Here is a 13,114-nt window from a genome sequence, read left to right on the forward strand (position 1 = left end):
AATTTCTCCGCTGTAGTCGATATGCAGTGCGTCGGGCCGAGCCCCAACATCGTCGACGTGCCCTACAGCGGAAGGGTGTATGTCGGCCAGTACAGCGGTCGGCCGGGCTGGACCGGTCTGACCGTCCACACCGGGTCGAGCATTTGGGGTAACTACACCACTCATCCCACACTCACCTGGACCAACCTGAACAGCAACGCTTCTGGCACAGCGAGCGGATCGGCGCCGATGCCCTCGATGTTCGGCACCGGTGCCCAGGTCAGTTTCGACGCCTGGAACATCGGTCCCGGCCCCGTGCGTTTCGACCTCTCGGTCGTCAACTCCGGATTGGTCCCGGTGCCGGTGGTCAACTGCTCGGGAGTCCTTGACATCCCGGCCTGAGCTCGACTCCGTCGGTGATACCGGTCGCGCCGTTTCCATGATCGCGTACTCGGCGCGGTTCAGGCTGCTTTCCAGAGCCGAAGTTTCTCCGGGTTCCGGATCACCCAGATGCGGGTGATCCGTCCGTCGGCCATGTCGAAGGCGTAGACCGACACGATGGTGTCGTCGAGCAGCGCCACCAGGCCGGGTTGACCGTTCACGGTGCGCTCGAGCAGCGTGACCTCGGGGGACTTACTGGCGATCTCGAGCCAGGCGCGGGCGATCCGCTCGCCGCCGGTGATCGGATGGCGGAAGGCAGGAGCCAGGCCGCCGCTGTCGGCCGTCGCGGTCGCCTGGGGATCGAGCAGGCCGATCAGGGCCTCGATGTCTTTCGTCTCCCAGGCCCGTTTGAAGTCCCGGACCACCTCGGCGCGCTGAGTCCTCGACGGGCCCTGTGCGGTGCGGATGCGGCGACGGGCGGAGGAGGCGAGCCGGCGGCAGGCCGCGGGGGTGCGTCCGACGATCTCGGCGACTTCGGCGAAGGAGTAGCGGAAGACGTCGTGCAGGACGAACGCCACCCGCTCGGCCGGTGTCATGGAATCCAGCACGACCAGGAAGGCCATCCCGATCGACTCGTCGAGGGTGACCCGGTCGGCGGGATCGTGACCATCGAGCCATTCGGAACGGTCCGGCACCGGCTCCGGAATCCATTCACCCACGTAGCGTTCCCGCCTGGCCCGCGCCGAGCCGAGCAGGTCGAGGCAGATGCGGCCGGCGCCCGTCGCCAACCAGGCGCCGGGCTTCGCCACCTCCTGCCGCTGCGGCTCGGACAACGCGTACCAGCGCGCGTAGGTCTCCTGCACCACGTCCTCGGCCTCGGCCAGCGAACCGAGCAGCCGGTAGGCGAGGTTGAACAGTTGACGGCGTTCGCTGATCACCGAGCGCTGTTGCGGGTCGGTCACGGTGTCGGCTCCTTCGGTCGATGCGGCCCTGCACAGGAATAGACGAAACAGCGACCCGAACTGTGAGGCGGCCTCACAGTTCGGGTCGGCCGCGTCGTCGGAAGGTCGTGACATGTTCAGCAGAGCAGGAGCCACGCCCATGACCAGAATCGGCATCATTCTGGGCAGTACCCGACCCAATCGCAACGGGCCGCAGGTCGCTCAATGGGTTCTGGACACGGCATCGCGGCGCGACGACGCCGAGTTCGAACCGACCGACCTGCGCGACCACCCGCTACCGCATCTGGACGAGGCGGTGGCGCCGAGGCACGGCCCCTCCGTCCATGAGCACACCCGTGCCTGGGCCGCGTGGATCGCCCCGTTCGACGGCTTCGTGATGGTGACCCCGGAGTACAACCACTCGGCACCCGGAGGGCTGAAGAACGCCCTCGACCACCTGTTCGCGCAGTGGACCGACAAGGCGGTCGGCTTCGTCTCCTACGGTGTGAGCGGCGGCGTCCACGCGGTGGAGCAGCTGCGGTTGGTCTGCGGCGCCCTGGGTATGGCCGATGTGAGCCACCAGGTCGCGATCTCGCTGCTCACCGATTTCGAGAACTACACCACCTTCACACCGGGCGCACACCACACCACCGCCCTGAACACGATGTTGGACCAGCTCGTCGCATGGAGCGCCGCGCTCGCGCCGCTACGGCAGACCGGCGCCGAAACCACTCTCGTCAATTCCTGAGGAGCCGATCATGCCGACACCACCCGACCTCCGGTCCCTCGCCGACCGCATCGAGATCGAAGCGCTGAGCGGCGAATTCACCGACGCGGTGATGATGCACGACTTCGACCGCCTGGCCGCACTGTTCACTGACGACGCGGTGTTGCGTATCCCCGACGCGGGTATCGAACTCACCGGACGCGCCCAATTCGAGCCCGGAATGCGGCGCATGCAGGACGCCTGGGACTACTTCGTGCAGCACACCCACCCCGGTGCGATCGATATCGACGGCGATACCGCCTCCGGCCGCGCGCACATCTGTGAATTCGGCCGGTTACGCAGCGGTAGTTCGCATCTGAACTATGCGATCTACCACGACCGCTACCGGCGAACGACCGACGGCTGGAAGTTCACCGAACGGGTCTACGAGATCCGCTACCTCGACAACTCGCCGCTACCGGGCTCTCCACCGGGTGAGAACGGGGTGGGTGTGGACGTATCCATCGTAGAGGGGAGTGGGTAATCGTGCGGCTGCCCACGGAGCCGCCGCGACCACGGGCAGCCCCATGAGCAGCATCGCCTTTCCGGCGTTAGCCGGTCCTCGTCCGATAGCGGTGGGCTCGGAATCGACCGGCCTACGGCCGGCGATGCCGTTATCGAGCGGTTTCCCGCCGGTCACAGCGGATACAGGCCGCCCTGGGCGTTCGGTCGCCCAGTGTCCGGCGGCCTGCTCGTGCTGTAGGGAACCCAAAACCGGCGAACCGTCGGTCCATGGCGTCGCCATCGGCGATCACGCCACGGAACACGTGCTCGTACTGCAAGGTTCCCAGAACCGCTCGATCACGCCGTTGGTCCGGGCGACCGGACCCGAGACAAGGTTGCCGCCATGGCGGCAGCGATGGCGGCGGCGGCAAGGGCAGTGGTGGTGGGCCAGCCGAACCAGTCGACGGCGGCGGCACCGAAGGCGGTACCCAAGCTGCCGCCGATGAAGTAGACGATCATATACGCGCTGTTGAAGCGGGCCGGGGCGGCCGGTTCGATGGCAAGGATCGTGCTCTGATTGGCTACCTGGGCGGCGAACAGCCCGGCGTCGAAGAGGCCGAGGCAGATCAGGGTTACGACGGTATTCTGCAAGAATGTGCCCAGTGCCGCCGTAGCGGTGATCGCGAGTACGAGTCCGACCAGGATTATTCGTCGCGCGCCGACACGATCGGTCCACGTCCCCGCAACGCGGGCGGCGGCCACACCGAGGAGGCCGGCGAAGGCGTACATGCCGATCCGTTCGGCCGAATACGAGAACGGCGGCTGGGATAGCGCCACCGCGAGCCCGGCCCAGATGGTGCAGAAGGCGAAGAACCACAGAGCGCCGCGACCGGCCGCCGATCGGAGAGCCGAGAACCGGGTATACAGTTCCGGAATCCCCCGCAGTGTCGCCACGTAGCCCACGATGGCACTTCCCTCCGTGGCGGGTAGCACGAAGCGGGCGATGACCGCCATGGCCGCGCAGGCCACTGCGAAAACGGAAAGCATTCCGCGCCAACCGATCGATTCCGACAGCCATCCTCCGACAATCCGGCCCGTGAGGATGCCGGCCGAAATACCCGCGGTCACGATTCCCAGTGCTGTGGCCTGCCGCGACGGCTCGGCGAAACGTCCGGCAATCGAGCTCAATTGGGCACCGACCGATGACCCTGCTCCGATCAGGCCGACGACAAGGCCGAGCAGCCAGGGCGCACCGACCACCGCGCCGGCCGCCAAAGCGGCGGCCAGCGCACCGAATTGGGCCGACAACACGAGGCGTGGTGCGAATTGGTCGACCAGCGGTACCAAGAGCGCCAGCCCCACCAGATAGCCGATCGGTCCGCATGCCAGGGCCATACCGACTGTCGCGAGCGAGGTATGCAGCGAACCGGCGACCTCCGCGATTGCCGGTTGCAGCGGATAGATACTGGCGGTGCCCAACGCGGCCGCGAGCGCCATGAACCAAACGACGGGTATTCGCAATGCGGGGTTGGCCCGTGCGCCCGGAATCAGGTTGGTCTCCATGGCAACGACGCTAGGGACGTCGAGCCCAGGACTCCGGCGGGAAAAGGACGTGATTGTCGCCCACACAGGCCGTGCCACTGCGCACGTAGCGAATCTGGCTGTGTCGATCTCCGAACCCGGGATCACTCGCGGCCACAGATAGCCCGCGAGCAGCATCGCCTCTCTCCGGTTTCATCGTCGATGAACAGCATCCCGCTGGCAGGACCGAGGACAATCGGAGCCGACGGACAGCCTGTTGTCCGCGTATCAACGCACTCCGACACGCTCCGCGAAAGCACGTAGACTGCTCTGCCCATCCTCCTCTAACAACTCACCGACCACCTGCTACACTTGGCTGATTCCGCACCATGCCGCGAATCCGCGCAAAGTCTCCCTGGACCGAGCTTCTACCCGAGCCAACGCGCGCACCGTCTCGTGCACCATGGGGTGGTACCGGGTCTGCGTCGGCGCGATCCGCCGCGCTGTCTGCAACGCGCTGAACGCGCCCTCCCGATCCCCGTGCAGCAGGAAAGCCCGCGCCAGGTCGATGTAGTGATGCCCAGCTCGCTCACGCGGGGTGGCGCTCGGCAACTGCACTGTCTCGGCCCGCTTTACCGCAGTGGTGCCGTCGAGAGCTTCGACAGCCAACCCAACCGACCAGATGGCTACGTTCGTCGGTCCGAAGCACAGCCGGTAGTCGTCTCGGTCGTAACCGATTCGCTGTGCGGTCTCCCTCGCCTCGGCCAGGTGCGCGTCAGCAGTGTCCTTGCGGCCGGCGCGCGCGGCTGCCAAGCCGGACTTGAGATGCAAGTTCCCCCACATCGCGAGCGTGGCCGGATCGCCCCTGCCGAGCTCCGCTTCGATCTGCCGACGGCTGCCTTCCAGGAAGCGCTCCGCCCCGGCCCAGTCGGCGGCGCAGATCATTTCTCCCGCACGCTGGTAGTCACCGGCCAGCACTGCCAGTTTGTCACCCGACTGTGCGGCAGCCCATTCGTAGCGGTCCACCGCCAGCGAGGCCAGGTCGGTGTAGCCGAGTTTGTAGACGATCTGAGAGGTCGCCGCATACGTCTCCGCGAGCAGACCGAAAATGCGTTCCTGCTCCGGCCCCTGAGTGGAGTACCACGCCACCCTCAGGTCATGAAGCAGCGAGGGCAGCAGTGTGCCCAACTCGTGCAGTTTCACCATGTGCCGCAGCTTCGATGCGCGTGCCACATCTTTGACCAGGTCATCGATCGTCCGGGGTGGGACATCATCCGGGGGAATTCGGTACACGGCCAGTTCCCGTCGGATATCGGGGATGCCCGAATGCACCATTTTCTCGTTCCGAGATTCCCTCGGATATGGCTGATCCAGTAGATCTGCGATACCGACTTTCAGTGCGCGGGCACATGCGCTCACAAACGCCGGAGAGGCTGGGGTACGCCCTTGTTCCACGGCCTTGACCAATGAGGTAGAGACGTTGGCCTTGGCGGCCAGTCGCGCCTGAGTCAAGCCGGCGAGTTTGCGTTCTTCGGCTACGCGCGCCCCCACGCCGTTGATCTTCTGCTTGGTACCCATACATCACATCCTGGCGTTATCCCCTAACACCATGGTGCCAAAAGTCTTGTCCCCTCACGGGAGAACACCGAACGAACCTACGTACACCATCCCCGCCGATTGATCCCTGGCACCGGCGCGGGATCGGTCACCACCACAACCACCACACAAGCCGAGGTCTCCATGTCAGAGATCAGCACCGACCCCGCCGCCGAGATGCGTTCGGGTATATGGGCGCCGGGATGGCCGCACGAGAAACCGGACCGGCCGTTCACCACTGCCGAGGCTCACGCCGTTATGCAAACCCATAAGGACTGTGGGTTGGAATGTGCTCGGAAGCAGGCCGCGTGGGATGCGCTTGTCGCGGTCGGGCGGATCGTTCCCGATACGGGCAGGACGCGATGAGCGGTGTAGTGCCCGCCGAGTCGGTCAATCGGTGGCGTATGGAGAAGTGCGATGACCTCACCGCGCCGACGGGTATCGAGCATGCGCGGTTCGTGCTCACCTTCCATGCCGGACACGGCTGCCGTCGTTTCCTCGTGGGCTTGGCCTACACGTCGGAGGTGATGTGATGGCGCTTCCTCAGCGGATACCACTGGACGAGCAGGTCAAGGGGCGAAAGTCGTTTCTGAAGGATGTGCCGCACACGGCCATACTGATCCGGATCGCCGAACACCTGCGCACAGTGGAGTGCGTGTCCGAGGAGCACGTCGTCTCGGAGGTGCCGTGAGCGAGCCCTACCTCGGTATTCTGATCTCGAGCGACGGCACCGTCTGCCGTATCGGTCTCGACGGTTTTCCCATCGACTCTCCGCCGGATCCGCCCGAACCCGATGAGCCGTCCACAGTGGAACAGCTCGTGATCGACATCGAACCGGGCGGCATCGCCGAGACCGAAGAGCACTCCGCATCGGATTGATGTCCGGAAACGATGAAGCGCCATATGCGGCAGGTTTGCGATCACCGAAGAATTTGGGGCAGAAGAGAGGTCGGCCGAAGCGCTCCGGTGGTGTGCCCGAGCCTGGATCCACCGATCCCAGAGTGGTCTGCGGCTTCCTCACTCTGGATGCCTTGCAGTGCAAAGACCTTTCTGCGGTAGGTGTTGGCCGGCGGACGCACCTGCGAAGTGCTCGGCGATTATCGCGTGAACAATGAACGATCCGGCTCCGGTATCCACATGGCGCCGACTGCGTCGCCGTTGTAGCTGGCGGTGACGAAGTCGATCAAAGAGGTGAGCTGTGGATAGGTGGTGATCGTCTCCCGCCACAGCAGTGCCATGGGGTAGGCGGGCGTGGGGTTGACGATGGGGATGCGGCGGATATTCGGATGCCACGGCGTCGTGGTTCCTTCACCACCGAAGGTGACCAGCGTCGTCGAGTCCGCGATGCGGTCGACGATGTTCGCGAAACCGATACCGCCGGGGTGCCGTTCGGTATTGATTGTGATGCCGCAGCTTTCGCCGAGCCGGCCGTAGAAGTCACCTACTTCGGAGTCGAATCCGGCCCCGGGCACCCATGCGGTGAGTCCGTCGAGGTCGTCGAGTTCGACGTGGTCGCGGCCCGCGAGTGGATGGCCGTTGCCGACGAGTAGATGCAGGGCGTCGAGGTAGGCGGGCACCGCGGTGATATGCGCCGGCAGGGGGTGGGCGTGCCAGTGTGCACGGGCGAAGGCGACATCCACCCGACAGTCGATCATGGCGTTCCGTGATGTCATCGACGGGCCCATCATGATGAGTTCGACCTCGGCGTCCGGGTGCTTCTCGAGGTAGAACCGCATCAGGTTCGCGTCGGCGATCTGGGCGCCGTGTACCGCGACGCGGAGTACTTGCGAATCGCGCACCGCGGTGGTGGCGGCGTCGGCCGACGCGAGGACCGAGCGGGCGTGCGGCAGGAAGCGAGCGCCGTGGGCGGTCAACGTGACGTTGCCGATCCGGCGCTTGAATAGTCGGGCGCCCAGTTGACCCTCCAGTTTCGCGATTCGCTTGGACACTGCCTGCTGGCTGATGCCCAGTACCGACGCGGCCAGACCGAACTGGCCTTCGTCGCCGACGGTGACCATCGCGCGTACCGCGGACAGATCGAGATCCACCCCAACACCTGCTTCCACATCCATTGGTTGTTAATCGGTGCGTGTCGTTTGTTCGACAAGGCGACACTCTAGCTGGTCGTATACCTGCCAACTTGCCGGGTGCGGGTTTGCGTCCGACAACCAGTTGGCGTTGCTAGGGCCTGAGTGGGTGGTTGGTGGTCATGAGTCGTTCGTCCTTCGTGCATCTGCACAATCACACCGAGTATTCGATGCTCGACGGTGCGGCAAAGGTCGGCCCGCTGCTCCAGGAGGCCGAGCGGCTCGGGATGACCGCGGTCGGGATGACCGACCACGGCAATATGTACGGCGCGAGCGAGTTCTACAACGTCGCCGAGAAACACGGCATCAAGCCGATCATCGGCATCGAGGCGTACATCGCGCCCGAGTCGCGGTTCAACACCAAGCGAGTGCTGTGGGGCGATCCGAGTCAGAAGTCCGACGACGTCTCCGGTAGCGGCGCCTATACGCACATGACAATGGTCGCCGAGAACTCGACCGGCCTCCGGAACCTGTTCACACTGTCGTCGCTCGCCTCCATCGAGGGCCAACTCGGCAAGTGGCCGCGCATGGACGAGGAACTCATTGCCCGCCACGCCGAGGGCATCATCGCCACCACCGGCTGTCCGTCGGGGGAGGTGCAGACCCGGCTGCGGCTCGGCCACGACCGCGAAGCTCTCGAGGCCGTCGCGAAGTGGCAGGAGATCTGGGGCAAGGACAACTTCTTCCTCGAACTGATGGACCACGGGCTGTCGATCGAGCGCCGAGTCCGTGGGGGCCTGCTCGACATCGGCAAGAAGTTGGGCATTCCGCCGCTCGCGACCAATGACTGCCACTACGTCACCAAGGACGCGGCCGAGAATCACGAGGCGCTGCTGTGCATTCAGACCGGCAAGACGTTGTCGGATCCGACCCGCTTCAAGTTCGACGGTGACGGCTACTACCTCAAGTCCGCCGAGGAGATGCGCGCCCTCTGGGATGCCGAGGTGCCCGGTGCCTGCGATAACTCGCTACTGATCGGCGAGCGGGTACAGCCCTACGAGGACGTGTGGCAGCACCGCGACCGGATGCCGGTCTTCCCGTTGCCCGAGGGCGAGACGCAGGCGAGTTGGCTCCACAAGGAGGTCATGCGAGGCCTCGACCGCCGTTTCCCGGTCGGCCCGCCGCGGGAGTACGTCGAACGCGCCGAGTACGAGATCGGCGTCATCAACCGGATGGGTTTCCCCGCCTACTTCCTCGTGGTCGGCGACCTCATCGGCCACGCGCGCGAGGTCGGTATCCGCGTCGGACCGGGCCGAGGCTCGGCGGCCGGTTCGCTCGTCGCGTACGCGATGGGTATCACCAACATTGATCCCATTCCGCACGGCCTGCTGTTCGAGCGGTTCCTCAACCCCGAGCGCGTGTCGATGCCCGATATCGATATCGACTTCGACGATCGCCGCCGCGGTGAGATGGTCCGCTACGCCACCGAGAAGTGGGGCAGCGACAAGGTCGCGCAGGTCATCACGTTCGGCACCATCAAGACCAAGGCCGCCATCAAGGACTCCGCGCGCGTCCAGTTCGGCCAGCCCGGTTTCGCCATCGCCGACCAGATCACCAAGGCGCTCCCGCCGCCGATCATGGCCAAGGACATCCCGCTGTCGGGTATCACCGACCCCCGGCACGAGCGGTACCAGGAGGCCGCCGAGGTCCGGGCGCTCATCGAGTCCAACCCGGACGTCGCCAAGATCTACCAGACCGCGAAGGGCCTCGAGGGCCTGATCCGTAACGCCGGTGTGCACGCCTGTGCGGTCATCATGTCCTGCGAACCGCTCACCGACGCCATCCCGGTGTGGAAGCGGGCGCAGGACGGCGCCATCATCACCGGCTGGGACTATCCGTCGTGTGAGGCCATCGGCCTGCTGAAGATGGACTTCCTGGGTCTGCGCAACCTCACCGTCATCGGCGACACGATCGACAACATCAAGGCCAACCGCGGCATCGACCTCGACCTCGACACCCTCGCACTGGACGACGAAGCCACCTACGCAATGCTCGCCCGCGGCGACAACCTCGGTGTCTTCCAACTCGATTCGACAGGTATGCGCGAGCTTCTCCTCCGCATGGCTCCCACAGAGTTCAACGACCTCATCGCATCGAACGCGCTCTACCGCCCCGGCCCCATGGGCGTCGGAGCGCACTGGTCGTATGCCGACCGCAAGAACGGCCGCGAGGCCGTCACGCCCATCCATCCAGAACTCGACGAACCCCTCCACGACATCTTGGGTGAGACGTACGCACTGATCGTCTACCAGGAGCAGATCATGCAGATCGCCCAGAAGGTGGCCGGATACACCCTCGGACAAGCAGACCTCCTGCGCCGGGCAATGGGCAAGAAGAAACCCGAAGTGCTCGCCGCCGAGTTCGAGAACTTCCGCAATGGCATGCGCGCCAACGGCTACAGCGACGAAGCGATCACCGCGCTGTGGGAAGCCGTCCTGCCGTTCGCCGGCTACGCCTACAACAAGTCACACGCCGCCGGATACAGCCTGGTCATGTACTGGACCGCGTACCTCAAGGCCAACTACCCCGCCGAGTACATGGCCGGTCTGCTCACCTCCGTCGGCGACGACAAGGACAAGGCCGCGGTCTACCTGTCGGACTGCCGCAAGCGGGGCATCAGAGTTCTGCCGCCGGACGTCAACGAGTCCCGCGCCGACTTCTCCTCGGTCGGCGAGGACATCCGCTTCGGCCTGGGCGCGGTGCGCAACGTCGGCGCGAATGTGGTGTCGTCGATCATCTCGGCCCGCGAGAAGAAGGGGAGCTTCACGGACTTCTCCGACTATCTCGCCAAGGTCGACGCATCGGCGTGTTCGAAGAAGGTCACCGAATCCCTCATCAAGGCCGGCGGTTTCGACTCGCTCGACCATCCCCGCAAGGGTCTGATGCTGGTGCATGCCGATGCGATCGACGCGGTGATGAGCACGAAGAAGGCCGAGGCCATCGGCCAGTTCGACCTGTTCGGCGGAGATGACACCGACGAGTCCGTCACGTCCGTCTTCAATGTCAAGGTTCCCGACGAGGAGTGGGACACCAAGCACAAGCTCGCCCTCGAGCGCGAGATGCTGGGGCTGTACGTGTCCGGGCATCCCCTCGACGACATCGCCGCCGAACTCTCGTCCCTCACCGACACCTCCATTGCCACAGTCCTCGACGGGAAAGTCCGACATCGCCGGCAGATTGTCATCGGCGGAATCGTCGCCGCTGTCGACCGTCGCGTGAACAAGAAGGGCGAGTCCTGGGCCATCGTCGAGATCGCCGACCTCGACGCGAGCACCGAAGTGCTCTTCTTCCCCGCTGCTTATGCCAACGCGCACCCCCTCCTGACCGAAGACGCCGTACTACTCGTCAACGCGAACGTCAGTATCCGAGAGGGAAGGACTTCACTGATCGCGAACGACGCCACCGTCCCCGATCTGAGGGCCGGAACTCCGCGCACCGACCCGATCACCCTCGCCATCTCGGTGCAATCGTGCACACGCTCCAACATCAAAGCTTGCGCGAGATCCTTCAACGCCATCCCGGGGACACCGACGTACACATCATCCTGTCCGGGAGTACGAAAACGTCGCGGTGGGCCACCGACCCACGGTTCCGCGTCCGGAAGACACCGGCCTTACTCGGAGAGCTCAAGGCCCTGTTCGGGGCCAACTGCCTGACAGCCGCCGCCGTTACGGCCCATGCGTAGAGCGAGTCGGGGGGCTGTCACTCGGGCCGTCTTCGACGACCTCGATCCGATCGGCATGGCAGGGTCGGTACCGACAAGGGCGCCGGCCCGGAAGGTGCGCAGCGAGACCGCCTCCGGCCGCGCGCACATCGGTGAATCCGGCCGGTTGCGCGGCGGCGGATCGCATGCGGGCTGTGCGGTCTACCACGACCGCTACCAGCGAACGGCCGACGGTTGGGAGTTCACCGAGCGGGTCCACGAGATCCGATACCTTGACAACTTGGCCTGACGCCGCTGGTTCGGCCCAGGGCGGACCGATTCTCGGGGTTCCGTCGCCACTTGCATCCGAACGCGGTGCACGAAACACTGGGCGGTTCGAACCAATGCGAAGAGGCGTAGAGGGATAGTCTTGGGCGAGAAGGGATTTCCGCGATTCCTGTGGAATCTGCGGGACTCACCGTGGGTGGCGCGCCACGACAGCGTCGAAGGCCGGCTCGCTCGTCTCTTCGGTGAGAAGGTTTCGGACATGCCGAATGGTCCGTGGTCGCCTCTGGGACCGGAGCGTGCGGAGCGGCTGCGCCGCCCTGACTTTCGGCGCCGAATTCGATGCGATCGCCAAGGAATCGGAAGGTCGCAGGAAGGTTCGATGATTCCTCGTCGAACTGTTCCGCCGCGGATTCGATGACGCGGGTGGGATCAATGTTCCCGACTTCGACTGACTGTTAGTGGCGGGTGTGCGCGATATCGCCGGCGCTGCGGCGTTGTGTCGTTGCCCAGGACGGGAGCCAGGCCGGTTCAGGAAGCGGTGCCAGGCTTGCGAAGTGGTTGATGATCGCCCGAAGTCCCGGGTGCGGATTCGTTCTGGGGAGCATGAGGGAGACCGGGTAGGCGAGTATCGGATTCACGATCGGGATGCGGCGTAGATCGTAGTTCGTCGGCCAGATGTACCGGTCGCGCGCGGCCACGAGTGTGGCCACGTCGGCGGACTCGGCGAGGGCGTCGGAGAGTACCTCGTTACCGAAGTTCGGGCCTGCCGCGTCGATGCGGAGGTCGAAGGCGGTGGCGAGCTGGTCGTAGAACTCCGCCCATTCGCTTCGGGGCACGATACCCGGCACCCAGATCCGAAGTTTGCGCAACCGGGGCGGGGTCAGTGTTCGTGCGGCGGCAAGCGGATGTCCGGGGCCGACAAGGAGTTCCAGCGGGGAGTCGAAGGCATGGATCATGTGCACGTCGCTCGGCAGCGTGGCCGGATCGGTGAGGGTGCGGAACGAGGCGTCGATATCGCCTGCCCGGACTGCGGCGGCCGCCACGTGAGGGTCGTCCACCTCGAGGGTCACCACGTCGAGTTCGGTTTCGGGATGTGCCCGCCAATAGTCGTGCAGAATGACGGCCTGCGCGCTTCGCAGGCCCAGAACGTCGATCCGCAGGGCCCGCGAGCCCGGCCTGACCGCGGTGACGGCGCGATCGACACCCGCGACGATACTCCGCGCGTGTGAGAGGAACGCCTGGCCGTCGAGCGTCGGTTCGACCCCTCGGGCGGTACGGGTGAACAGGCGTACCCCCAGCTCACGCTCCAGGGCGGCGATCCGCTTGGAGACCGCCTGCTGTGTCACGCCCAGCTCGTCGGCCGCGTGTTGCAGCTGTCCGAGCTCGGCCGCCCGGACGAACGATCGCACTGCCTCGGTATCCATCGGTCCAGCTTAAGCACGCCCAACCGATCGTTGTGGCTCGCCGA

13 protein-coding genes are annotated in these 13,114 nt (G+C 65.3%); 8 read left to right on the forward strand and 5 right to left on the reverse strand.

Translation table 11 applies throughout. From position 1 onward, the window contains the following. Nucleotides 1-381 (forward strand): hypothetical protein (locus tag ON20_RS32715; RefSeq protein ID WP_051161431.1); only part of this gene is annotated, 381 nt, incomplete at its 5' end. 59 nt (nt 382-440) lie between these two features. Here the strand turns inward: ON20_RS32715 and sigJ are convergent. After that, nucleotides 441-1,322 carry an RNA polymerase sigma factor SigJ gene (sigJ, locus tag ON20_RS02145; protein WP_040833160.1) on the reverse strand — a complete coding sequence of 294 codons (882 nt, stop codon included), beginning with the start codon at nt 1,320-1,322 and terminating at the stop codon, nt 441-443. 139 nt (nt 1,323-1,461) lie between these two features. Here sigJ and ON20_RS02150 point away from each other — a divergent pair, with 139 nt between their 5' ends. Both ON20_RS02150 and ON20_RS02155 read left to right on the forward strand, forming a co-directional pair. Further along, nucleotides 1,462-2,049: an NADPH-dependent FMN reductase gene (locus ON20_RS02150; protein WP_040833143.1), complete on the forward strand. Its 588-nt coding sequence runs from the start codon at nt 1,462-1,464 to the stop codon at nt 2,047-2,049. 10 nt (nt 2,050-2,059) lie between these two features. Continuing rightward, nucleotides 2,060-2,551, forward strand: coding sequence for a nuclear transport factor 2 family protein (locus ON20_RS02155; protein ID WP_040833144.1), 492 nt, complete (start codon nt 2,060-2,062; stop codon nt 2,549-2,551). A 317-nt stretch (nt 2,552-2,868) separates the two neighbouring features. On the opposite strand, the gene ON20_RS02160 is transcribed toward ON20_RS02155, so the two are convergent. Both ON20_RS02160 and ON20_RS02165 read right to left on the reverse strand, forming a co-directional pair. Next, entirely contained in the window at nt 2,869-4,074 is a 1,206-nt protein-coding gene (locus ON20_RS02160) for an MFS transporter (RefSeq protein ID WP_051161433.1), read from the reverse strand. A 324-nt stretch (nt 4,075-4,398) separates the two neighbouring features. After that, nucleotides 4,399-5,610 carry a helix-turn-helix domain-containing protein gene (locus ON20_RS02165; RefSeq protein ID WP_040833145.1) on the reverse strand — a complete coding sequence of 404 codons (1,212 nt, stop codon included), beginning with the start codon at nt 5,608-5,610 and terminating at the stop codon, nt 4,399-4,401. Nucleotides 5,611-5,990: 380 nt separating this feature from the next. On the opposite strand from ON20_RS02165, the gene ON20_RS36020 reads away from it, so the two are divergent. From ON20_RS36020 to ON20_RS02175, 3 genes are read left to right on the forward strand one after another with little or no spacing between them, the layout of a single operon-like run. After that, on the forward strand, nt 5,991-6,161 hold the full coding sequence (locus ON20_RS36020) for a hypothetical protein (RefSeq protein ID WP_157228648.1): 171 nt from the start codon (nt 5,991-5,993) through the stop codon (nt 6,159-6,161). Beyond that, nucleotides 6,161-6,319 carry a hypothetical protein gene (locus tag ON20_RS36025; protein WP_157228649.1) on the forward strand — a complete coding sequence of 53 codons (159 nt, stop codon included), beginning with the start codon at nt 6,161-6,163 and terminating at the stop codon, nt 6,317-6,319. The genes ON20_RS36020 and ON20_RS36025 overlap by 1 nt, the downstream gene beginning before the upstream one ends. After that, nucleotides 6,316-6,507 (forward strand): hypothetical protein, encoded by a 192-nt coding sequence (locus ON20_RS02175; RefSeq protein WP_040833147.1) that lies wholly within the window; start codon nt 6,316-6,318, stop codon nt 6,505-6,507. The genes ON20_RS36025 and ON20_RS02175 overlap by 4 nt, the downstream gene beginning before the upstream one ends. A 218-nt stretch (nt 6,508-6,725) precedes the next feature. On the opposite strand, the gene ON20_RS02180 is transcribed toward ON20_RS02175, so the two are convergent. Continuing rightward, nucleotides 6,726-7,676, reverse strand: a complete 951-nt coding sequence (locus ON20_RS02180) for a LysR family transcriptional regulator (RefSeq protein ID WP_040833148.1) — start codon at nt 7,674-7,676, stop codon at nt 6,726-6,728. 161 nt (nt 7,677-7,837) lie between these two features. Between ON20_RS02180 and dnaE the strand changes: the two genes are divergently transcribed. Both dnaE and ON20_RS37580 read left to right on the forward strand, forming a co-directional pair. Next, nucleotides 7,838-11,371, forward strand: coding sequence for a DNA polymerase III subunit alpha (dnaE, locus tag ON20_RS02185; RefSeq protein ID WP_438803368.1), 3,534 nt, complete (start codon nt 7,838-7,840; stop codon nt 11,369-11,371). A 21-nt stretch (nt 11,372-11,392) separates the two neighbouring features. Beyond that, on the forward strand, nt 11,393-11,668 hold the full coding sequence (locus ON20_RS37580) for a nuclear transport factor 2 family protein (protein ID WP_174361841.1): 276 nt from the start codon (nt 11,393-11,395) through the stop codon (nt 11,666-11,668). A 433-nt stretch (nt 11,669-12,101) separates the two neighbouring features. On the opposite strand, the gene ON20_RS02195 is transcribed toward ON20_RS37580, so the two are convergent. Beyond that, a complete protein-coding gene (locus ON20_RS02195) occupies nt 12,102-13,070 on the reverse strand; it encodes a LysR family transcriptional regulator (protein ID WP_040833149.1) in 969 nt (322 codons plus the stop codon). Between the last annotated feature and the right edge of the window lie 44 nt (nt 13,071-13,114).

Source organism: Nocardia brevicatena NBRC 12119 (assembly GCF_000308495.1).
Lineage (GTDB): Bacteria > Actinomycetota > Actinomycetes > Mycobacteriales > Mycobacteriaceae > Nocardia > Nocardia brevicatena.